We start from the raw sequence: 24543 nt of genomic DNA on the forward strand, positions 1-24543 counted from the left end.
TTTATTTTATAGAAAGTGATCTAAACATATCTGATAGAGATCACTTTTCTAATCAAACCGATCAGTTCTCTTTTTCGTCATCCTTTTTCTTAGCGAAACCGATGATCCCTAAGAGACCAGCTATGATAGAAGCACCTACTGCAGCTAACGTATTATTTTGTTCATCACCTGTTTGTGGTAACTCGTTTGCCTTAGTTTCACCTTCAGAAGCCACTGGTGATTTTGCAGGCTCTTTAACTGGTGTCTGAACATTATTGACTGGCGTTGCTTTTGGCGCTTCTGGAGTTCCAGGTGTTTCCTGGTTTTCTGGTTTTTCAGGTGCTCCTGGATTTTCTGGAGTCCCTGGTTTTTCTGGTGTTACTGGTACATAGATCACCGGTGTATCTTCACCCGGTTTATCTGGCGTAACTGTTGGCACCACTGGACGATAACCCGGGATCTCTGGTACTGGTTGGTTTGGTACTGTCTTACTTGGGTCAGTTGGATCGTTTGGATATTGCGGTGTTGGTACATTTGGAATTGGGTTTCCATTTGGATCAACTGGAACGATCTTACCTAACTTAGCGTACGTAAAGGTTACTGTGACGTTGTCTTTACCAAATTTACCTTTAGCGTTATCTGAAGTCTTGATCAAGTAGTAACCATTGATAACTTTGGCATCGCCTGTGACGTCGTACTCTGTACCTTCCTTGTAGTCTGTACCTTTAGTTACAGAAGCAGATAGTTCGTTACCTTCTTCATCTACGAAGCGTTCTGTCAAGCTATACTTGTCTTCTACAACTGGCACATAGATCACTGGTGTATCTTCACCTGGTTTATCTGGTGTCACACTTGGTACTTCTGGACGATAACCTGGGATCTCTGGTACTGGTTGGTTTGGTACTGTCTTACTTGGGTCAGTTGGATCGTTTGGATATTGCGGTGTTGGTACATTTGGAATTGGGTTTCCATTTGGATCAACTGGAACGATCTTACCTAACTTAGCGTACGTAAAGGTTACTGTGACGTTGTCTTTACCAAATTTACCTTTAGCGTTATCTGAAGTCTTGATCAAGTAGTATCCATTGATAACTTTGGCATCGCCTGTGACGTCGTATTCTGTACCTTCTTTGTACTCTGTACCTTTAGTTACAGAAGCAGATACTTCGTTACCTTCTTCATCAACAAAGCGTTCAACCAAGCTGTACTTGTCTTCCACAACTGGCACATAGATCACTGGTGTGTTTTCACCTGGTTTATCTGGTGTCACAGTTGGCACTTCTGGACGATAGCCTGGGATCTCTGGTACTGGTTGATCTGGGACTGTCTTGCTTGGATCAGTTGGATCATTTGGATATTGTGGTGTTGGTGCATCTGGAATTGGGTTTCCATCTGGATCAACTGGAACGATCTTACCTAACTTAGCGTACGTAAAGGTTACTGTGACGTTGTCTTTACCAAATGTACCTTTAGCGTTGTCTGAAGTCTTGATCAAGTAGTATCCATTGATAACTTTAGCATCGCCTGTGACGTCGTACTCTGTACCTTCCTTGTAATCTGTACCTTTGACAACTGTTGCGGATACTTTGTTTCCTTCTTCGTCAACAAAGCGTTCAACCAAGCTGTACTTGTCTTCTACAACTGGCACATAGATCACTGGTGTGTCTTCACCTGGTTTATCTGGTGTCACGGTCGGTACTTCTGGACGATAGCCTGGGATCTCTGGTACTGGTTGATCTGGGACTGTCTTGCTTGGATCAGTTGGATCATTTGGATATTGTGGTGTTGGTGCATCTGGAATTGGGTTTCCATCTGGATCAACTGGAACGATCTTACCTAACTTAGCGTACGTAAAGGTTACTGTGACGTTGTCTTTACCAAATGTTCCTTTAGCGTTGTCTGAAGTCTTGATCAAGTAGTATCCATTGATAACTTTAGCATCACCTGTGACGTCGTATTCCGTACCTTCCTTGTAATCTGTACCTTTGACAACTGTTGCGGATACTTTGTTTCCTTCTTCGTCAACAAAGCGTTCAACCAAGCTGTACTTATCTTCTACAACTGGCACATAGATCACTGGTGTGTCTTCACCTGGTTTATCTGGTGTCACGGTCGGTACTTCTGGACGATAGCCTGGGATCTCTGGTACTGGTTGATCTGGTACTGTCTTGCTTGGGTCAGTTGGATCGTTTGGATATTGTGGTGTTGGTGCATCTGGAATTGGGTTTCCATTTGGATCAACTGGAACGATCTTACCTAACTTAGCGTACGTAAAGGTTACTGTGACGTTGTCTTTACCAAATGTTCCTTTAGCGTTGTCTGAAGTCTTGATCAAGTAGTATCCATTGATAACTTTAGCATCACCTGTGACGTCGTATTCCGTACCTTCCTTGTAATCTGTACCTTTGACAACTGTTGCGGATACTTTGTTTCCTTCTTCGTCAACAAAGCGTTCAACCAAGCTGTACTTATCTTCTACAACTGGCACATAGATCACTGGTGTGTCTTCACCTGGTTTATCTGGTGTCACGGTCGGTACTTCTGGACGATAGCCTGGGATCTCTGGTACTGGTTGATCTGGTACTGTCTTGCTTGGGTCAGTTGGATCGTTTGGATATTGTGGTGTTGGTGCATCTGGAATTGGGTTTCCATTTGGATCAACTGGAACGATCTTACCTAACTTAGCGTACGTAAAGGTTACTGTGACGTTGTCTTTACCAAATGTTCCTTTAGCGTTGTCTGAAGTCTTGATCAAGTAGTAACCGTTGATAACTTTAGCATCGCCTGTGACGTCGTAATCTGTACCTTCCTTGTAATCTGTACCTTTAGTTACAGATGCAGATAATTCGTTACCTTCTTCGTCTACGAAGCGTTCTGTCAAGCTGTACTTGTCTTCTACAACTGGATGGTATGGTACAGGTGTATCCTTACCTGGATCTGTTGGTGTCACTGGGTTTGGATTATCTGGTTCATATCCTGGTACGTTTGGCACCGGTGTTGGTGTTACCTTACTTGGATCCGTTGGATCTGTTGGGTATTGTGGTGTTGGCACGTTTGGAATTGGGTTTCCATCTGGATCTACTGGGATCAACTTACCGTTTGGTGCGTATGTTACTGTTACTGTGTAACTATTATTTTCATGAGTAAGCGTTACGCCGGCTACGTTGTTTCCATCTTGATCTTTATCAACACTTACCAAGTGGTATCCTGGTACGACTGGTGATTTAACACCGTTGATCGTTTGTGATTGTGACCATGTTAATGGTGTGATCCATGCTCCAGTTACCTTATCAAGTACACCACTGGCTGTGAATTTGACAGCTTGTTCAACTGAAGCGCTGACTTCTTCGCCTTTATTATCAACATACTTAATGGTACGAGTTACGTTCTTTGTAAGAGCGTTTGGTGCAGTACCATCTGGGTACTTAGGTCCATCTGGATCGTTTGGATTGATCGGTTGCCCTGGTGTTTCTGGACCTGGTTGGTCTGGATTTACTGGGACTGTTCCGTGTACAAAGTCGATGTAGAAAATTTGAGTCTTACCATTATCGTTATCAAATACAGCGCCTTCTGGGAAACCGTTATTCTTGAGTACATATCCCTTATTTTCTAACTCAGAAATTCTTGTTTGAGGGTTGTAAACAATTACCGAACCTGCTTCACCCTCGACCTTATCTGCTTCGCCAATAGTAACGATCTTAGCTGGATCGTTGACATCGCGATAAACGATTTGAGCAACTTGTTGCTCTACTGGCACATATGGTACTGGTGTATCCTTACCTGGGTCTGTTGGTGTGACTGGGTTTGGATCTACAGGATTGTAACCTGGAATATCTGGTACCGGTGTTGGTGTTACCTTGCTTGGATCCGTTGGATCTGTTGGGTATTGTGGTGTTGGTGCATCTGGAATTGGTTGATTATCTGGTCCAACTGGAATCAACTTACCATTTGGTGCATACGTTACTGTTACAGTGTAACTATCATCAGTATGTGCAAGTGTTACACCTTTAACGTTATTACCTTCTTGATCCTTATCGATGCTTACCAAGTGATATCCTGGTACTACTGGTGACTTGACCTCATTGATACTTTGCGCTGATGTCCAAGTCAATGGTGTGATCCATGCTCCAGTTACCTTATCAAGTACACCACTGGCTGTGAATTTGACAGCTTGTTCAACTGAAGCGCTGACTTCTTCGCCTTTATTATCAACATACTTAATGGTACGAGTTACGTTCTTTGTAAGAGCGTTTGGTGTAGTACCATCTGGGTACTTCGGCCCATCTGGATCGTTTGGATTGATCGGTTGTCCTGGTGTTTCTGGACCTGGTTGGTCTGGATTTACTGGGACTGTTCCGTGTACAAAGTCGATGTAGAAAATTTGAGTCTTACCATTATCATTATCAAATACAGCGCCTTCTGGGAAACCGTTATTCTTGAGTACATATCCCTTATTTTCTAACTCAGAAATTCTTGTTTGAGGGTCGTAAACAATTACCGAACTTGCACTACCCTTGACCTCGTCTGGGTTACCAATAGTAACGATCTTTGCCGGATCGTTAACATCACGATAAACGATTTGAGCAACTTGTTGCTCTGCTTTTACATAAATGACAGGCGTATCTTTTGTTGGATCTGGTGGCGTCACCGTATTTTGACTTGGTGTGTAACCATCGATCGTTGGTACTGGTTCATCCGGTATTACCTTAGTTGGATCTGTTGGATCATTTGTGTAAGGTAGGTTTGGAACATTTTCAGTTGGATTCGTTGGATCTGGAATTGGATTACCACTTGGATCTTGTGGCACAATATTTCCGACCTTCTTATAAACAACTGTATATGTTCGATTGCGTTGAGCATCACTAGCTCCTGGAGTCGTAGTGAATCCACCAGTGATCACCTTATCATTGTCATCACGGCTATAACCACGAACTGCTACATAACCGTTGATAACTGGAACATCTTCTGCCGTAAAGTCATGACTAGTAGCGTCCCAAGATCCGCGACTGATCAGTTCATTAGTTACAGCATCATAAGTATCACCTGAGTAGTTGAAATCAAAGTTTGAAACTTTAGTTGGGCTAAGTTCGTTTCCACTTTCATCAACATACTTGACTGTTTGTGAAGCTTTTACATTTTGATCGTTATCAAGTCGTGTACCATTTTTAACATAAGTTACAGTAATGTTGATATTATTACTATCTTTAGTAATACCATTAATTGCTGCAACATTATCACCATCTCCATGCTCTGAAACACTGTCAACATGATAGCCACGTTCAGCAGGTGAAGTTACTGCGGTAAATGAACTATTGACTGGTGTCCAAGTGATTTTTGGTGCTGCTGTGTTAGCAGTATCAACTATCCAATTGCCATTATCATCTTGCTTAGCGTTGACTAATTGTCCAGTTACCTTGCTGATGTATGCAAGTCCGTTAAAAGTAAGTTTTTGTTGTGCATTAGTTGGGATCGTCCCAGTGAATGTAGAACCATCGCTATTAACATAATTAACATTTAAAGTAACATCTTTAGTTAAAGCATCTGGACGAGCATTATCAGGTGTATTGTTAGGAACATCTTCCGGTGGAGTAGTTGGTGTAACTGGTTGGACACCTTGGACAAAGCGAACTTCAAAAACTTGTTCTTTGTTTTTATCGTTATCAAAAGTTGCATCAGCTGGGAAACCATCGCTTACAAGAACATAGCCTTTATCAGTAAATTCTTTGATCTTATCTGCTGTTGAGTATTCGATCCTAGCATCGCTCTTACCTGAAACACTGTCAGTGGCAAGTTGTTGATCTGTCGTTTCATCAATATAGTTGATCGTTGCTTTTTGATCATCAGCAGTATACAAATAGGTTTTTTCATTGACTGCCTTATTGATTAGACCTCTGAGGTTCCATTGACCACCAAACGAATCACCTTCTGGATACCACCAACCTGGTCCCTCGAAAGTCACGCCCGTGTTACTTGTGCGTTTTTCGCCTTCTGCCAGATATTGAATTTTAGCGATGTACCACCGGCCAGCAGTTCCTTTATGTTTATCTGTACCACTAAACCAACCAACCAACTTATACGTCTTATTATCACTAGTCCAAGTCTTAAAAGTATAAGCCTGCTGTGCCTCAGTAACTTCAGTTTGAAACGGACTCCATATCCGAAGGGTTTCGATTGTATGTGGTCCCACAATCGTTGTATCTTTATTCCAATAGTCCTCGCTATCCACACCAGCTTCTAAATCGCTTGTTTCAAAAATTTTGGTAAATCCAGTCATATCAAGTGAATTATAAACAACTGGGCCTGTATAGCTAGGATCTTGAAGCCACAATTCTTTCTTTAATGTTCCGGCTGCATCCTGTACAATTGCTACCACCTTTGTTAAATTGTTAGCGTCATAAGAAGAAAGATATACTGTACCTGGAGTGAGCCCCCTAGCTTCCGAAGTTGTAGTCTCTTTAAAAGTATACCCCTTAAATTCTCGTTGCCCTGATGGGGTAACTGTTTGACCACCAATTATGGTTTGCTCATAACGGGCAATCTCTCTTCCGTCCTCAGTCTTGTAATAAGTAGTATATGTCCCATAAGCCGGCACTAACTTTGCAAAATAACTAACTCCTTGAGAGACATATTTGATGTTGCCAAAGCTTCCCTCATTGCCACTAGATGTATCATATTTAAGAAATTTACCATCATCAAAGGCTACCGTTGTTCCAGGGGCCACGACTGTACTTACTGAAACATCACCACTGTTCTTGTTAACCAATTCTACCAATACATCTTGGGTCGTGGGGTCCGAATTGAGGGAGTAACGGATATAATAACCGTCCCTAATATATGACATTGGAGACTGCCACTCAAAGGTGTGCCAGCCCTCTTGACTAGTTGAAGCATAACCATCTGGGGCTTGCACGTCTTCGACTTTTGCTCCATTTGGATTGCTCATCTCTGGATCGGCTACTGTATCTTCATTATCTAAGATCCCTGTGCCATCTCCAACAGATTGAGTAGGCGTTGCTTCTGCTGTTGCAGCTCTAAAAGACACCGCCTGCCCATTTTCTGAATGGGGTGCTCCCTCAGTTGACAAAGAAGTGTCTACTTCATCCTTGGTCTCTTTGGTTTCCGAACTTGCTGTATTCTCTGACTTGTTGGCATCACCCGTCTTTACATCGCTAGTTGGATCAGAAGATATATTCTCAGCATCTTGCCCACTAGTCGATACCGTCACTTCTTTGTCACTGGTTTTTTCAGAATCAGAAGTATCAGCAACCGCCACAGAAGAGTTGTTTGATTCAGTAGTTTCTGAACTTACTGTATCCTCTGCCGTATTAGAACTATCTGTCTGCGTATCCTCAGTTACATTAGAAGACGTATTCGCAGTATCTTGTGCACTAGCTGATAGAGTTACTTCTTTAGCACTGATCCTCTCAGAATCCGTTGTATCAGCAACTGTCTCTTTTACTGTATCCCCATCAGTATTAACAGAATCATCAGCGGAAACACTATCGTTACCACCTGAATAAAAAGCAAAAGTCGTCCCGATCAAAACAGACGCCACACCAATGGTGAACTTTTTGATCGCAAAACGCTGTTTTTTCGGTTCCATTTTCTCGTTCCACAAATTATTATTGTTTTTCGAGAGCATAATATATGACCTCCCTTTCTTTAATCAAAATTAATCAATTTATTAAATTAATTCTACACTTCTAAAGAAATTATAGCATATCAGAAATGTAAAATGGGTTTAAAACTCTCATATGTACTGCATACATTCTAGTTTTATTGTTTTATACAATATTTTCTTCAAAAACTCGAACAAACAAAAAACTGCATTGGAAGCGTTTGTATTTTTTTAAAGGTGTCGCCTTTTGCTTCCCTTCTTTCTTTAGCAAAATTTACGTAATAACTATAACTTTTTTGTTATGATACTTTAATGAATCCTCATAGAATTTCTAATATCAACCGCTAGATGATGTACTTTTTTTACAACTCCATTTTTTCCAGTCCAATAAAAAGCGACCTAACTTCAGAAAATACTGAAGCTAGGTCGCTTTGCAATTCAACTATTTAGTTATTCATTTGAAAAAGCTCGACTGAGCCTCTCATTTCGCCACTTCATAACTCTGGGCTTTCTTTTGATAGGAAGCTATCTCTGATTCTGCACAACGAACATAATGCCCTGGTGTGATCTCATGTAACTTACGCGTTTGTCCTTTGCGATCATCTTCGATCGAAGCATCGTATTCTAACTGCTTACGATTTCTTTCAAATTCTGGATCTGGTTCAGGTACAGCCGAGATCAAACTAGCAGTATAGTCATGTAACGGTTTAGTATAAACTTCCTCAGCAGGCCCAACTTCGAGCAAACGACCGTAATGCATGACCCCGATACGATCAGAGATATATTTCACCATCGAAAGATCATGGGCGATAAAGAGGTACGTCAAACCTTTTTCAATTTGCAATTCTTTCAACAAGTTCACGACTTGAGCTTGGATCGAAACGTCTAACGCTGAGATCGGTTCGTCAGCGATGATAAACCGTGGTTCTACCGCTAAAGCACGGGCGATCCCGATCCGTTGCCGTTGTCCCCCAGAAAATTCATGCGGATAACGACTGGCATGATCACGATTCAAGCCAACTGTTTCTAAAAGATCTTCCACTTTTTTGCGCCGATCTTGTTTATCTTTCGCCAGCCCGTGGATATCGATCCCTTCAGCTACGATATCTTCAACGGTCATCCGTGGATTGAGCGAAGCGTATGGATCTTGAAAGATCATTTGCATCTCGCGACAAAATTCAAGATGTTCTTTACGTGAATTCAACTTGCTGACATCTTTACCATTAAAGAGGATCTGACCATCTGTTGGCTCATATAAATGGATGATACTGCGTCCGGTCGTTGTCTTACCCGAACCAGATTCACCTACGAGCCCAAAAGTCTCACCTTCATAGATATGGAAACTAACATCATCGACAGCTTTGACCATGCTAGGTTTGCCCACACCAAAATATTGTTTTAAGTGCTTGACTTCAAGCAATTTCTTTTTCTTTTCTGGCATTCCTGTATCCCCCTAGCCTTCTTTGTTTTTAGCTGCCGCTTTTAGATCTGCTTCACGTCGATTTTTAGCCACTTCTTCTTGTTCTTGGATCTCACGCCAGATCTTAGCTCGGCGCATGACCTCAGCTGGTGGCTCGATCTTTGGCGCATCAGGATGCAAAAGCCACGTTGCCGCGTAATGCGTCTCAGAAACTTTGAAAAATGGCGGTTGCTTCTTTGCATCGATCTGCATCGCATATGGATTTCGAGCTGCAAACGGATCACCAACCGGCGGTTCTAGCAAATCTGGCGGTGTTCCTGGGATCGCTTCGAGTTTTGTACTCGAAAGTGTTGGCATTGAGTTCAAAAGCCCCCAAGTATATGGATGTTTTGGATTATAAAAGATCTCATCGACAGTGCCATATTCGACGATCTGCCCTGCATACATTACGGCAACACGATCAGCCATGCCAGCAACAACACCTAAGTCGTGCGTGATGAAGATGATCGAAGTTTCGATCTTTTCTTGTAATTCTTTCATCAAGTTCAAGATCTGGGCTTGGATCGTCACATCGAGCGCTGTTGTCGGTTCATCGGCGATCAAGATCTCAGGATAACAAACTAACGCGATCGCGATCACGATCCGTTGCCGTTGTCCCCCAGAAAATTGGTGCGGATAATTATTGATCCGCTTTTCAGCATCTTTGATCCCAACTAACTTCAAGATCTCAAGTGCTTGTGCCAACGCTTTTTTCTTATCCATATTTTTATGGACCATCAAAGGTTCGGCGATCTGGCGCCCGATCTTCATCGTTGGATCAAGCGAAGTCATTGGATCTTGGAAGATCATTGCGATATCTTTACCACGGATCTTTTGCATTTCTTTTTCTGTCTTTTTCAAAAGATCTTGGCCGTTGAACATGATCGAACCACCAACGATCTCAGCGTTATTAGCTAATAAGCCCATGATACTTTTAGTCGTAACTGACTTACCTGAACCAGACTCACCTACGATCGCTAACGTTTCACCTTTATTTAAATGGAAACTCACATCACGGATCGCTTTAACATCGCCTGCATACGTATGGAAATTGATCTTTAGGTTTTTAACATCTAAAATTCTTTCAGCCATAGTCTAACCTACCTTCTAGTTTTTGGATCAAATGCATCGCGGAGCCCGTCACCAAGTAAGTTAAAGGCGATCATCAATACACACAACACAATGGCTGGGTACCACATTTGATATGGTAAAAATTGGAAATTCTTTTGTCCTTCATTCAGTAACACACCGAGAGAAGTTTCTGGTGCTGAGATCCCGATCCCGATGAAACTAAGGAAAGCTTCAAAGAAGATCGCACTTGGGATCGTGTACATCGTTTGAATGATGATGATACTTGATAAGTTAGGCACTAAGTGTTTCCAGGCAACTTTGACTGGCGATTCACCTAAAGTTCGCGCCGCTAAAACATATTCTTGACTCTTCAACTGCAACGTCTCTGCCCGGATCATCCGCGCCATCGTTGTCCAACTTGAGATCGCGATCGCTAAAATGATCGAAGCCATCCCCGGTTTCAAAACAACTAACATCAAAACAACGATCACTAAACTTGGCACAGACGAGATGACTTCGATGATCCGCTGCATGACATTATCAGTCCGTCCGCCTTTCCAACCTGAAACGATCCCGTACGTGACCCCGATCGTTAGATCAAAGAATGTCGCTACAAGCGCTACGATCAACGAGATCTTTGTCCCATAAACGATCCGTTGTCCTAAAGAACGTCCTAAATAGTCTGTTCCTAATAGGAAATACTTATCTTTAGGTACGCCTGCTTGTTCATACTTATCGACCCAGGTCCCAGCCACTTTAGCCTTTCCGTTCAACCCATTGATATCAACACCTGGGATCTTAGTTGGTAAATTAGCGTATTGGGGTTGCGATTTGACCAACGTATCACGGTTGACAAAAGGTGTCGACCCAAAAGAAACGACGATCATAAATAAGACGATAAAGAGCGAAACGAGCGCACCTTTATTTTTTTTCAAACGCCGCCAAGCATCTTGCGTAAAGGTCAAAGAAGGAGCGGCGATCTTTTCAGCATCAAGTTCATTTTCAACTTGAAGTGCTTGAAAATCTTCTGCGGTAATCTTCATTTTTTCTTCCATAATGATCAATCCTCATTTCCAGCAAGTCTGATCCGTGGGTCGATGATGCCGTAGACGATATCTGTCAATAAGATGACCGCCACTAAACCAGCTGAGTAGAGCATCGTTACCCCCATGATCGTTGGGTAATCGTTAGTCAAGATCGACTTAACGAACTGCTCCCCGATACCTGGGATCGAGAAGATATTTTCAATAACCATCGAACCGGTCATCAAGGCAACAGTATATGGCCCGATCAAAGTTACTAACGGGATCAAGCTGTTGCGTAAAGCATGATGATAGACGATCTGGAATTTGCTCAAACCTTTAGCGCGGGCTAACTCGATATAATCCGAGTTCAAAACATCGACCATCCCAGTCCTGACAAACCGGGCCGTTTCTGCTAAAGGTCCTACCCCTAAGGCAATCGTCGGTAAGACGGTGTAGGCAAAGCCACCCCAATCGGCGATCGGGAACCAACCTAATTTCAAAGCAATATAGTACTGTAACAAGACCGCTAAAACGAAGTTAGGTACTGATTTCCCTAGGATCGATAGCACTGTAACTGTTGTATCGACCCAAGTATTTCGGTTGATCGCAGCGATCGAACCAAAAACGATCCCGATCGCGACCCCAAAGATCATCGCTTGGATCCCTAATTGAGCTGACGCTCCGATCCGGCTAGAGATCAAATAGGAAACAGGTTGATTACTAAATTGGAATGATGTTCCTAGATCACCGTGGAGCATCCCACCGATATAGAGCAAGTATTGCATCCAAAGCGGTTTATCGAGACCATATTGTTGGTTCATGATCGCGATCTGTTCAGGTGACATTTTTTCTTGGTTTGAATATGGCGTTCCGGGCATGAGCTTCATCAAAAAGAATGTGATGGTCGCTACTAAAAACAGCGTCAGCACCATATAGAAAACCCTTTTTAACAGGTATTTCTTCATAGATATATCCTCTCGATCTTAGAGATGTTTTTTTGCTAAACAACGCAGGATTAGTCGTCCTGCGTTGTTGTTAGTATTTAGATCAATGATCTATTTTAGTTGCCAGAGATGTATGTTTCTTTAAAGTTATAGCTAGCACCAGCTGAATTGTAGATGATATTCTTCACAGATGGTTTGATCATCCAAGGTTGTGCCCGTTGATAGATCGGAGCGACCCCTTGATCTTCCATCAAGATCTTTTCAGCTTTGACCATGTCATCCCAACGTTTGGCTGGATCGTTGACGTCTGTTGTCTTCGAAGCTTCGATCAAGCGATCGTATTCTTCATTCTTCCATTTACCATCATTTTGTGCGTTATCTGATGTCATAAGATCTAAGAATGAGATCGGATCAGAGAAATCTGCGCCCCAAGCTGTCATCACGACATCAAAATTACCGGCATCTGAGCGTGCTAAACGCGTCTTGAATGGTACGTTTGAAACTGTGATCTTAACTTTATCAGAGCCAAATGTTTCTGTTAAAGCACTTTGTAAGAATTCAGTCGTCTTCTTACCACCATCAGTATCATCGCTTAAGATCTGGAATTCGAGTTTATCGCGTCCAAGTTCTTTTAGCCCTTCATCAAAGAGTTTTTTAGCTTCTGCTTTGTTATAATCAACACCTGATTTAACATAAGCTGCATCAGCAAAATCTTTACCGTTACGTTCAGCTAGACCACTTGAAACAAAACCTTTAGCTGGTGTTGAAGCCCCAGCTAAAACTTGTTTGACGTATTGGTCACGATCCACAGCTTTGGAGATCGCTTGGCGGATCTTTAAGTTTTGGAACTCAGCTTTTGTTTGGTTGAATTGTAAGTAGAAAGTCGTCGCTTCTTTACGGGTCAAATAGCCTGTTTGCCCTTTGAGCTGTTTAGCTTGTTCAGCACCTAAGGCTGTCGCATCAACTTTACCTGATTGATACAAGTTGTAAGATGTTGAAGAAGATTTATTGACACTGTAGTTGATCGTGTTCAACTTAACTTTGTCTTTATCCCAGTAGTTTTTGTTCTTTGTCAACTTCCAAGATAAGTTAGAACCTGTCCAACCTTCAAGGACGAACGGTCCGTTATAGACCATGTATTTTGAAGCCGTTCCGTATTTAGAACCGTATTCTTCAACTGCTTTTTGATTTTGTGGGAAGAAGGCTGGGAAGCCCATCAACAATCTAAAGTAAGGGACATTCTTTTCAAGCGTTACGACTAACTTGTAATCACCATCTGCTTTGATCCCTAATTCACTCGGTTGTTTTTCTCCGTTCATGACCGCAGTTGCGTTTTTAATACCTTCAAATAAATATGCATACTGAGAACCTGTTTTCGGATCAACTGTTCGTTGCCAAGAATAGACAAAATCTTTGGCAGTAACTTTATCACCATTTGACCATTTAGCGTTTTTACGAAGATCAAATGTATAAGTCAGCCCATCGTTTGAAACAGTTGTCTTAGTCGCGATCCCTGGTTCGATCTTAGCATTTTTACCGATCCGATAAAGACCTTCTAACGAATTATTCAACTGTGAGAAACTTACCGTATCTGTTGCCTTGGAAAGATCCATCGTTGGCAATTCAGCACTTTCGCTCCAATTGAGCACTTGTTTATCAGCAGTGCTCTCATTTGAGCTTTTACCACAAGCAGCTAAAAAAATCGCTGATAAGGCTACAACAGCACCTGTTTTAGCAAATTTAGCTAATTTCATATATTCACAACTCCTTAATAATTGCTTACATCATCCTACTAGATAACTTTGACTAAAATATTATATGAAAACACAATTAAAATCAAGTATTTATTCTAATTTCAGATGAATAAATTTATACATTTTCGCATACCCCCTTGAAAAATCCGCGTAAACCAGCGCTAATATCAATTTTTTTCGACTCATTTTTACTTAAAAAATTTTCCTGATTTTTCTAACATTTCAGTGCAAACAAGGCTTTCAAACAGCAGGAGTTATGAGTGATTTTTGAGCAACAATCTCATATTTTGCTGATCCAAACTTAAATTTTGCTCATTAGCAGATAAGAGAACAAGTAGTGGTATAATTCAGAGTAAATGCATATATACTCTACAAGAAGATAAATGTGAGGTAGAGTTTTTACGTTCAAATAAAAAAGAAAGGAAGGCTATATTTCTTTTTCAGAGCTGCACTGCATCTCTGCTTACATTTATATAGCATCAAATTATATGACACCTGTGATCTTAGCTGGTATCGAAAACGAAACTGAAAATTTTTCTTATACGATCGCTGAATTAGATGCTTTGGCTACCGCTGCAGATCTGCAAAGTACGCGGATCTTCAAGCAGAAACTCGAGCATCCGATCGCTGCTACTTATTTGGGCAAGGGTAAGGCAGAAGAGATCAAAGAAGCAGCACTCCAAACTGAAAGTGAGATCTTAGTCGTCAATGATGAATTGACTCCGACCCAGATCCGTAATTTAGAAAATATTACTGGGCTAGAAGTGATCGACCGCACTGCTTTGATCTTACGCATCTTTTCAAGCCGGGCGAAAACACGCGAAGCTAAGCTCCAAGTTCAGATTGCTAAATTAAATTATCAATTACCCCGTCTCCATACAAATTCAGCTGAAAAACTGGATCAACAAACTGCTGGGGGCGGTTTTACTAACCGCGGGGCTGGGGAAAAAAGACGCGAGCTAGACCGCCGCGTCATCCAAAAGAAGATCAGCGCTCTAAACAAAGAATTAAAAGAGATCGCAAAAGAACACGAGACAAAGCAAAAACAGCGTCTTCGCTCAGATATCAAAACAGTCGCTTTAGTTGGCTATACAAATGCTGGCAAATCTACAACTTTGAATGGTCTCTTGCAACTCTTTGGTCAAAATAAAACAAAACAAGTCTTTGAAAAAGATATGCTATTTGCAACGTTAGATACTTCGGTACGCAAGCTGACTTTTCCAGATAATAAGTCACTTCTTCTAAGCGATACAGTCGGTTTTGTCTCCAAACTGCCTCATCAACTAGTCAAAGCTTTCCGCACAACGTTAGCCGAGGCTAAAAATGCGGATCTTTTATTACACGTCGTCGATCTTTCAGATGAACATTATCAAGCGATGATCGAAACGACTGAGCAAACTTTAAAAGAGATCGGTGTAAGTGAGATCCCTATGCTATATGTTTTTAATAAGGCCGATAAGCTCAATACAAAATATCCTGTTTTAACAGGAGACGAACTGACATTTTCTGCCAAAGATCCAGCATCTTTACAAGCTTTGGCCGAGCTGATCAAAACTAAACTCTTCAGTGACTATCAAACACAAACGTACTTGATCCCGTATGACCAAGGAAGTATAGTTGAACGCTTGAATAAAGAAGCCCATGTCATTACGACCAAATATCTACCGGAAGGAACGCAGATCACCGCCGAAGTAGCACCCGTTTTTGCTCAAAAATTAGCTTCTTACCAACAAACAAACAACTAAAAAAACAGCGTCGTTACTGCACGCTGTTTCAGAATGTAGACTAAGTCATCAGAGTATGTGCTCTGGTGACTTTTTTTTGTATAATTAAAGAAAACGGTTACGGAGGTGCTCATTATGCTTCACAAAAGTGATCCCAATCTCAAACGCTGTGAATATGCTCGTACTTCTCTAGATGATTTGGTCCCAAAAGATCATTTACTCCGTAAAATTGATCAAATTATTGATTTCTCTTTTATTTATGATCTTGTCGAAGATTCCTATTGTAAAAATAATGGTCGTCCTAGTCTTGACCCTGTACTACTCATAAAGATTCCTTTGATCCAAAATCTATTTGGTATTCGTTCTATGCGTCAAACGATCAAAGAAATTCAAGTTAATGTCGCTTATCGATGGTTTCTAGGACTAGGTTTAAATGATCCTGTTCCTCATTTCTCTACCTACGGTAAAAATTATAAAAGAAGATTTGCTGAAAGCCATGTAATAGAAGCTATTTTTGCTCATATTTTGAAACTCTGTTTAGAAAATGATCTTATCGACACAACTGATATCTTTATTGATGGAACTCATTTGAAAGCTGCTGCTAACAGCCGTAAATATACTACTGAAGTTATTGAAACTAAGTCAAAATTTATGAGTGAAGATCTCGAAAAAGAAATAAATGTAGATAGAGCTAAACATCAAAAGAAACCCTTAAAAGAAGAAAAACCTAAAAAAAAACTAGACAAGTAAAAATATCTAAAACTGATCCTGATAGTGGATGGTTTCATAAGGGTGAACACAAACAGGTTTTTGCCTATAACGTTCAAGCTGCCTGTGATAAAAATGGGTGGCTCTTAGCTTATGTGGTCGGTGCGGGAAATATCCATGATACGCAACTTTTTCCTGAAATATTTGAAAAAGTACGGAAGTACGACCCACAATATATTATCGCTGATTCTGGCTATAAAACACCCACGATCGCACACTTTTTACTATCTCAAGGCATAATTCCCATTCTTCCTTATAAACGCCCAAGGGGCAAAGTTGGTACGCTTAGACCCAAAGATTTTGTTTATGATGAATATTATGATTGTTATTTATGTCCTGGCGATCAAATCTTAATGTACTCCACAACTAATCGAAGTGGTTATCGTGAATATAAAAGTGATCCTACAATCTGTGAAAAATGTCCTTTACTGCACAAATGTACACAAAGTAAAAATCATCAAAGAGTTATCGCTCGTCATGTTTGGCAAGATAGTATGGAAAAATGTGAGGATATCAGGCATCAAACTGGCTCAAAATTAAAGTATGAAGCGCGAAAGGAGACGATCGAAAGAAATTTTGGTTCGGCAAAAGAATATCACAACTTGAGATACGCCCGAGAAGTAGGAATTGATAAAATTCTAGCTAAAGTCGGGTTGATATTTGCGTGCCTAAATCTAAAAAAATTGGTAAAAATACTGGGGAAAAACCCTGTTATATTCGTATATTTCAAAGTATATAGTCATAAAAATACATAAAAAAACAAACTCTATCCATTTTGAATAGAGTTTGTCTACGTTCTGAAACAGCGTCGTTACTGCACGCTGTTTTTTTAGTTGCCGATTTTTGAGTAAAAACATTTAAAATAAAACTTTTAATGTTTTCTAAAATATGCTACCGTTTAACTTATATTAATTCTAAAAAGGTTGGTGTCTCATGGAGAAAAAAGAACAAGTCCACTTAGAGCGTTCGATAGACCTATCTTCTGCTTTAGCTTTAGTGATCGGGACCGTTATTGGTTCTGGAATCTTTTTTAAACAAGCTTCAGTTTTAAGTTATTCTCACTCAACAACACTTGCTCTTTTAGCTTGGTTTTTGGGGGGCGTCTTGACTTTGACAAGTGGTTTGACTATCGCCGAGATCGGTTCCCAGATGCCACAAACAGGCGGATTATACATCTATATGCATAATCTGTACGGTAAAATTTGGGGCTTTTTATCTGGTTGGATGCAGATCACCGTTTATGGCCCTGCCGTGATCGCTGCACTAGGAGCTTACTTAGCGATCCTCTTACAAGCTTTTTTTGGTTTTGATCAAAGTTTAACGCCTTATGTCGGTGTTTTATCAGTCATTTTGATCTCTCTTTTTAACTTCTTAGCCAATCGCTTCGGTTCGGCGTTACAGATCATCACGACGCTATGTAAACTTTTACCGATCGCTTTGATCATTATCTTTGGTCTCTTATTTGGTGATCAAAATGCATTAGGTCAAGTATTAGCGACACAAGCTGCGACGCCAGCGGGAAATTTTGGTGTTGCGATCTTAGCGACTTTATTCGCTTACGATGGTTGGATCTTGATCGCCAACATGGGTGGGGAGATCAAAAATCCGCAAAAGATCTTACCCCTTGCGATCATCCTTGGTCTCTCAGCCGTTTTAGTGATCTACGTTTTAGTTTCATATGGGATCTTCAAGACGATGCCGGCTGAAATGATCCAACGCTACGGTGAAAATGCGACGCCACATTTTGCAGTAATGGCCTTTGGACCTTTAGGTGGCAAACTCTTAAACATCGGGATCATCATCTCGATCATTGGTTGTATGAATGGAAAAGTCATGACGATCCCACGGATCATGTATGCAATGGCCAGAAACAACGAACTGCCTTTTTCAAAACAGTTAGCCTACATCAATAAAACGATGCATACTCCGATGGTCTCGATCTCAGTGATCGCGCTGATCGCTTCAGGCATGATCTTGACTGTCGATCCTGACCGCTTGACTGAGATCTGTATCTTTACGATCTATTGTTTTTATGTAATGACCTTCTTTGGGATCTTTAAGTTGCGCAAAGTTTCTACTACTAAGAAACGGCCTTTTTCAGTTCCACTTTATCCATTCACACCGATCGTAGCGATCTTAGGAGCTGCCTTTGTGCTAGTCAGTGAACTTTTCTCTGACTTAAGTGGGGTTTTGATCTCTCTTGCGATCGTCTTATGTGGAGTCCCGCTTTACTACTGGAAAGAAAAGCACAAATAGCCAAGATGTCGTTCATCTGTTTCCAGCTACTTTCAGAACGAACACGCGCTATTTAATTAGACCACTTGATCGATAAAGATTGCACGAATAAAAGAAATAATTATGAGGATAAGGTAAGGGATCATAATAAATAACAACGTAATTTTACTTTCTTTGTGGCAAAATTTATTGGATATAAAAATGAAACTGATAGCGCCTGTCCAAAAAAGCATCCCTAAGACCTCCCAAAGATAGCCTCCACTACCATCTCGGATATTACCCTCAGTATACTCATTTAGAAAAGGGAATTTTGCAGTAATACCTGCATATAAACAAAATAAATATCCACATACTGATAAAGTTTCCAAAAGGAAGAAAAGGATCTTCTTAACATTTTTTGCCATATATTTAATATTCCTTTCTTGGTAAGGTAAAATAACTACCACGTTTAGTGATAGTACAATTATATTGTCACTAGGCTATCTACGCAATTTCTAAAGGGGCACGAAGTAATATCGTCCTGAGTTTTTGACATAAATAAAAGGCATCTTCGATTTCTCGAAAACTGAGAGCTTGAAGATGCCTTTGTTTAACTTAAAAAATGTTTTTTCTACCTTATGAGTAAACACTAATTTTTAAAGGGTCTCTTTGTTAGTGTACCTAGCAACAAAAATGTTACAGTCACTTTTTAACGATACCAATAACAGTTATAGGCACGGTGGTAATTATAACGATAGCATGTTTTTTGGTAAATGATGATCCAGCACCGCTTTTGACAAGGTTGACCTTCACCGGCCGCTGTTGGCGCTGTTGGGGCCGTCGGAGCGGTTGGAGCCGTTGGGGCAGTCGGGGCAGTCGGGGCAGTCGCTGCAGTTGTATCGGTCGCTACCGTTCCGGCTTTTCCGGCTGTTCCTGCTGTCCCAGCAGTACCAGCCGTCCCTGCTTGAGCGATCACATCTGTTTTAGGACCACAAGCTGTTTGAGCCATTTGGGCCGTGTCTGCCGTTTGAGCGGTCGGCGCAGTCGGAGCTACTTGCGCCACTTCACTTGTTGTGGGCACATCATTTGGACCAGCAACTTGCCCAGTCGGAGCGGTCGTCCCAGTTGCTGCAGTTGGGGCAGTATCCGCCACAGCGACTGTTCCTCCAAGCGCAATAAAAAGACAAGTGGCAATGGTTGTGAAAAAAATTTTAAATTTCATTTTTTGATTTTCCTTTCTTTAAATGATCTATTCTTCTAAAGTTTGTGAATCTGAGCCAACATGACTTGTCTTGACCCAATGAGTCTTTTTCCGAAGCTTATTATAAAAAGCTAGCAGGATCGCAAAATAAAAAAGATAGTTATACACTAGCATGATCAATAACAGCCACAAAGCATTGAAAAATGTTATCTGTCCGGTCACTTTGCTATACCGCTCCATGATCCGAACGTTGATCCAAGTATTGATCAACAATAAGATCACTGCTAAGAGCCAATAACGCGCAAAAAAAGCAATGATAAAGAAAAAGACCAAAATATTAGCTAGACCAGTTACGATCGAGATAAATGGTAAGAAGAGATAAAAGGTCATCTCTAGCTTCGCTCCAAACCTCAAAGTTCGACTGCGTAAGATCTTGGACCAGTATTTAAAAAGGCAATCCAGCCCACCTTGACACCAACGGGCTCTTTGCCGAATAAACGGAATAATCTTGGCAAGTGCTTCTTGATAAATGATAACTTCTCCAGCATAGTATGTTTTTTTTCCTTGTAGTAAAAAGCGCGTACTGAATTCAAAATCTTCTAGTAACGCATTGCCCCAAGGCCTCGTCTCAGGACTGGCATTCAAGCGAATGAATTGTCCGTTACCTGAAGCCGCAGCATTTTTTAGCCGATTGCGAATATTTTGGATCCAGTTATTGATCACGATAAATTCAATATCTTGCAACTTTTGGAGCCAATTTTGTTCTGCAAACATTCCAACTCGTGTCTGTACAAGTGCAAGCTCAGGATCATTTTCAAAAATCGCGATGATCCGCCGATAACTTGCTTCACTCAAGTAAGCATCAGCATCTAAAACACCACAAACGATATTCTTTGTGCCTGCGTTTGCTTTGATCTTTTGATAAGCCCAGTTCAAAGCTTCACCTTTTCCCGTTTGTGCTTCTGGTAATTTGCGCTGCAAAATTTGGACTTTTGTCGTTTGGTGTCGCTTGAGCAAAGCTTGAGCTAACTGAGCGGTAGCATCGCTTGAAGCATCATCGATGATATACATTTTAACTTGTGGTAGTTTTTCTGTACTGCGTAAAAAATTATTGATCGTTTGCTCGATCACAGACGCTTCATTCAAGGCTGGAACTAAGATCACAAGCTGGTCGATCTTCATTTTTGGTGGTAATGAAGTGACTTCGTCTTTTCCCTCACCAAATGTTAATAAGATCAAACACCAAAACAAATAGATCCCCACACCGACTAATGAAATACTAAAAAAGAGTTCGATCTTCACGTCAATCCTTTCCCCCTACTTAAGAAACTCACCCATCCTGCAATTGCTAGTCTGATCACACTCCTTTGCTTAGTTTTGCCTAAAGTTTATTATATTCAAATTAGACTTCCCACCTTTTTTTATAAGATATTTCTTTAAAAAATTACTAATCGCTTTTTTAGGCAAAGATCTAGGCAAATCAAGCTAAGGCGCTCGTTCAAACAGCTCAAGTCCTTAACGGGCCATCAAGTAGTGGCGCTTTTTTGTGAAAAGAGAACTACAAATCCTTCAGATTTTTTAAACTCTATTTGTTGCTTACAAAATTCAAATATCTTTTTTAACAAATAAAAAAGGCCTTCTATGCTTTGGGCATAGAAGACCTCTTACTTTTTCTTAGTTATTTCGATTTTTAGCACGCCGACTCAAATGTTCTTTTTCCAATTGTTTCTCACGCGCTTCAAAGTCTTGTTCTTTTTGACGGAATTCATCTTTTAAACGCGCTTCAAAGTCTGGGTGCGCTTCGCGTTCACGATAAGCGATCTGGATCTGTAGCTCATATGGTTCATCTTTTTGCATCATCGTCGAACGACCAGCAAATTTGTAAGGTCCCTTAGCTAAAAGTACAGTCGCAAGTGAGAGTTGATACCGCTTGAGCGCTTCATAGCCTCTTAATAGTCCAACTTGTGTCACTTCACCTAATTCGACCGCCTCGATCTGATTGACACCACCGTATACAAGGAGCTTGCCTTTCTTTTCACGCAATTCATAGTACGGCAGAGCGACTGGCGTGGCTAAAGCGTAAAAACGTTCTCCTGTCTTGGAACTTTTGAAAAGCTCTTGATCGTTTTTACCAGCAAAATCTAATTTAAGATAGCCGATCTTTTCTAGTTGAGCAACGACTGCTTTAAGATTTTCGCGTTGCTTAGTACTGAATTTAAGCGTTGATGGCAAAAATTCGTTTTGATCAAAGATCCCATTTGTCTGAACGAACCCTGGTGCAACTTGGCTTTTTTCTTGAGCCGTTGTATCTGGGATCTTGATCCCAAGTAATTTTTCGATCTTAGGTGAGATATCAAATTTTGAAGTCTTATCTGGGGTAAAGAAATACAAAACGTTTAAATACGTAAAGTATAACAAGATCAAAAAAACAAGGATAAAAAGTGAGCCTCGTCCGATAAAACCATTTGCAAAAAAGCGATAAGCTACATACAAGAGATAGAAGTTACCGATCCCACCAACGATCGTATAGATCCGTCCCTTTAAAGTTGCATTCATATTGAAATAGCCGATATAGCTATTGATCATGCCTAAAAGACTAAACATCGTCTACCACCTCTACTATTGAGTTGCACCGTTTGTTGTTTGTTCCTCTGTTTGGCCAGCCTCTTGTTGGTTATTCGTCGCTGGAGTAGTTTGTGAGCTACTTTGTGCACTACTGCTACTTTCAGTTGTTTGCCGCGTACTTGTACTTGCACTAGCACTTGAGCTGCTTTGCGTTTGCTGTGTCGTATCATTTATTGCACTGCTTGAGCGCTCACTTGCTTGGCTTTCATCAAGTTCATCTGCAGCTTTTGTTGAGGAACTATCACTTGAACTTGTTTTATTCGCCGAAGTACTTTCTTCCTCATCATCTTTTGCACTACTACTAAGAGATGAGGTCGATCTATTTGTCCGTAGCGTATCAGAACTGCTACTCGTGACTACACTAGACACGGCTTTTCCTTCATTTGTATGGGTCACTTTATTGACCGCGACATTAGTTGCACCTAGACCAAGAACGATCGATAAGATCGCAAATGGTGTTAAGATCGGTGGCGTTCGATATGCCATATTACAACCCCCTTAATTCCTTATGATACTCGAAAATCCTTCTTATTTACGTTAAATATCAGTAAAATTTTTTCTTTTTTGGGTACACTCTGGACAAAGACCATATAGCTCAAAGCGGTGCCCAGTAAGCGTACATCCAGCCAACTGATCGTCAAAAAGCGTGACTGGACATAACTCAACTTCTTGAACTTTACCACAAGCCTGACAAATAAAATGGTGATGGTGGAGATTACCAAAATCACATTGATATTTGACGCACGATCCAGATGGTCTTGTTTTAGTTTCGATGATCCCGATCTCACTAAAATCTTTTAGGTTACGGTAAACAGTATTATAACTCATTCCAGGATAAAGTTCTTTCATATGTTCAGTTACTTGCGTAATGCTGACATACTGGTCTTTGAATCCTGAAAGATACTCTAACAGGCTCCTACGCTGTTTAGTTATACGATAGTGGTGGCTTTGTAAAAGCCGGATCGCTTCATTTATCAACTCATCGCCCCCTAAAGAATAATTATTACTATTTACTATAATAGCATGCTCATCCCGGTGTGTCAGTGACAATTCGTTTAACTTGAGCTAAAGTCTTTGCTAACTCTTGATTTACAAGCACGTGCGCCACAGACTCTAACTCAGGCGAAAGCTTCTCATCTCTTTTAGCTTCTTTACTTGCTAGGCGTTGTTTGATACTAGCCAAATTATCGCCCCGTGCTATGAGGCGTTCTTTTTGGAGCTTTTTAGACGGGACTTTCAAAAAGATGACCGTCAGTAGCTCCGCGGGTAATTTTTCTAAATACGCCTTGACGCCTTTTGTATCTAAAACGATCACTGCTTTTCCCGTCGGTAAGAGAGCTTTTTTTAAACCTTCAAAAGAAGAACCATAAGCTTGCCCGTCATAGACCACCGTCTCTAAATAATGTTTACTTTTAAAACTCGTTGCTGTTTCAAAATAATAATCATGTCCATCTTGCTCTGTCGCCCGTCTTTTTCGCGTCGTATGGGTGATCACTTTGGTAAAACCTGACTGGACTAGAAAATCTTGGACAGTTGTCTTACCACTCCCAGGCGCACCGCATAAAATGACTAACTTTTGTTGCTTTTGCACCACTTTGATGATCCTCTCTAAAATTCATATTACTTGCAAAATCAAATATTTCACGGTAACATTGAAAGCGTTGACAGGTAGATCTATTCTTTTAGATTTAACTGTCAACTTAATTGTATCAAAATATTGGCTCAGCATGTTCGCTCGTTGAGACAATTTGGTATTAACTAGATACCAATAATTAAAATATACCGTATGTTCGCTGATTTGACCATACGTTTACGAACTTAGATCTTTTTACAAAAAAAGCTCACGCTGAGTTAGATCCACACGAAAGGTAAAATGTGAAGTGGAAAACATCATAAACAGACGATATCGACTTTTATGAAAGGACAAACTATCTTTCTTTCGGATTCACATTTTAGATAGTAGGGCAGAGGCTATGAAATTTGGTGAATTTTCAAAAGCAAACTACTCGATCTCGCTTGATACCAAAAGCCAACTCTTTAGTGCCCGTTCAAATGAAGAACCTAAATTTGAAGCAACGGGCGTTACGATCCAAGACGCGCTTATGGCACTTGAGAAATTGAGTTCAAAAACAACTAAATAGTTGCTAAAGACCGGAGTTTA

At 40.7% G+C, this 24543-nt stretch carries 16 protein-coding genes and 1 pseudogene; 4 read left to right on the forward strand and 13 right to left on the reverse strand.

Annotated features, from left to right (window positions below; genetic code table 11):
- Positions 1–61: 61 nt before the first annotated feature.
- From QFX10_RS02730 to QFX10_RS02755, 6 genes are all read right to left on the reverse strand, one after another.
- Positions 62–7621 (reverse strand): MucBP domain-containing protein, encoded by a 7560-nt coding sequence (locus tag QFX10_RS02730; RefSeq protein ID WP_280606694.1) that lies wholly within the window; start codon positions 7619–7621, stop codon positions 62–64.
- A gap of 457 nt (positions 7622–8078) precedes the next feature.
- Positions 8079–9038 (reverse strand): ABC transporter ATP-binding protein, encoded by a 960-nt coding sequence (locus QFX10_RS02735; RefSeq protein WP_280606695.1) that lies wholly within the window; start codon positions 9036–9038, stop codon positions 8079–8081.
- Positions 9039–9050: 12 nt separating this feature from the next.
- Positions 9051–10148: an ABC transporter ATP-binding protein gene (locus tag QFX10_RS02740; RefSeq protein WP_280606696.1), complete on the reverse strand. Its 1098-nt coding sequence runs from the start codon at positions 10146–10148 to the stop codon at positions 9051–9053.
- Between the two features lie 8 nt (positions 10149–10156).
- Complete coding sequence (locus tag QFX10_RS02745) at positions 10157–11182, reverse strand: ABC transporter permease (protein ID WP_280606697.1); 1026 nt, start codon at positions 11180–11182, stop codon at positions 10157–10159.
- 5 nt (positions 11183–11187) lie between these two features.
- Positions 11188–12117: an oligopeptide ABC transporter permease gene (opp3b, locus tag QFX10_RS02750; RefSeq protein WP_280606698.1), complete on the reverse strand. Its 930-nt coding sequence runs from the start codon at positions 12115–12117 to the stop codon at positions 11188–11190.
- Between the two features lie 95 nt (positions 12118–12212).
- The gene (locus QFX10_RS02755) at positions 12213–13850 is read right to left on the reverse strand and encodes a peptide ABC transporter substrate-binding protein (RefSeq protein ID WP_280606699.1); all 1638 of its coding nucleotides are present in this window, start codon (positions 13848–13850) and stop codon (positions 12213–12215) included.
- A gap of 488 nt (positions 13851–14338) precedes the next feature.
- On the opposite strand from QFX10_RS02755, the gene hflX reads away from it, so the two are divergent.
- The 3 genes and pseudogenes from hflX (at position 14339) to QFX10_RS02770 (ending at position 18598) form a co-directional block, all read left to right on the forward strand.
- Positions 14339–15595 (forward strand): GTPase HflX, encoded by a 1257-nt coding sequence (gene hflX / locus QFX10_RS02760; RefSeq protein ID WP_280606700.1) that lies wholly within the window; start codon positions 14339–14341, stop codon positions 15593–15595.
- A gap of 114 nt (positions 15596–15709) precedes the next feature.
- Positions 15710–17189, forward strand: a pseudogene (locus tag QFX10_RS02765) (IS1182 family transposase).
- Between the two features lie 86 nt (positions 17190–17275).
- Positions 17276–18598: an APC family permease gene (locus QFX10_RS02770; protein ID WP_280606701.1), complete on the forward strand. Its 1323-nt coding sequence runs from the start codon at positions 17276–17278 to the stop codon at positions 18596–18598.
- A gap of 56 nt (positions 18599–18654) precedes the next feature.
- Here the strand turns inward: QFX10_RS02770 and QFX10_RS02775 are convergent, their stop codons facing one another.
- The 7 genes from QFX10_RS02775 to QFX10_RS02805 form a co-directional block, all read right to left on the reverse strand.
- Positions 18655–18981: a hypothetical protein gene (locus QFX10_RS02775; protein ID WP_280606702.1), complete on the reverse strand. Its 327-nt coding sequence runs from the start codon at positions 18979–18981 to the stop codon at positions 18655–18657.
- A gap of 284 nt (positions 18982–19265) precedes the next feature.
- A complete protein-coding gene (locus tag QFX10_RS02780; RefSeq protein ID WP_280606703.1) occupies positions 19266–19778 on the reverse strand; it encodes a hypothetical protein in 513 nt (170 codons plus the stop codon).
- Positions 19779–19805: 27 nt separating this feature from the next.
- A complete protein-coding gene (locus QFX10_RS02785; protein ID WP_280606704.1) occupies positions 19806–21059 on the reverse strand; it encodes a glycosyltransferase family 2 protein in 1254 nt (417 codons plus the stop codon).
- 372 nt (positions 21060–21431) lie between these two features.
- Positions 21432–22361, reverse strand: coding sequence for a DUF6681 family protein (locus QFX10_RS02790; RefSeq protein ID WP_280606705.1), 930 nt, complete (start codon positions 22359–22361; stop codon positions 21432–21434).
- Positions 22362–22376: 15 nt separating this feature from the next.
- On the reverse strand, positions 22377–22868 hold the full coding sequence (locus QFX10_RS02795; RefSeq protein ID WP_280606706.1) for a hypothetical protein: 492 nt from the start codon (positions 22866–22868) through the stop codon (positions 22377–22379).
- A gap of 51 nt (positions 22869–22919) precedes the next feature.
- Positions 22920–23360 carry a Fur family transcriptional regulator gene (locus tag QFX10_RS02800; protein WP_280606707.1) on the reverse strand — a complete coding sequence of 147 codons (441 nt, stop codon included), beginning with the start codon at positions 23358–23360 and terminating at the stop codon, positions 22920–22922.
- Positions 23361–23409: 49 nt separating this feature from the next.
- Positions 23410–23973, reverse strand: a complete 564-nt coding sequence (locus tag QFX10_RS02805) for a nucleoside/nucleotide kinase family protein (protein WP_280606708.1) — start codon at positions 23971–23973, stop codon at positions 23410–23412.
- A gap of 382 nt (positions 23974–24355) precedes the next feature.
- On the opposite strand from QFX10_RS02805, the gene QFX10_RS02810 reads away from it, so the two are divergent.
- Positions 24356–24523 (forward strand): hypothetical protein, encoded by a 168-nt coding sequence (locus QFX10_RS02810; RefSeq protein ID WP_280606709.1) that lies wholly within the window; start codon positions 24356–24358, stop codon positions 24521–24523.
- Positions 24524–24543: the final 20 nt, after the last annotated feature.

It is taken from the genome of Ligilactobacillus faecis (assembly GCF_029889745.1).
Lineage (GTDB): Bacteria > Bacillota > Bacilli > Lactobacillales > Lactobacillaceae > Ligilactobacillus > Ligilactobacillus faecis.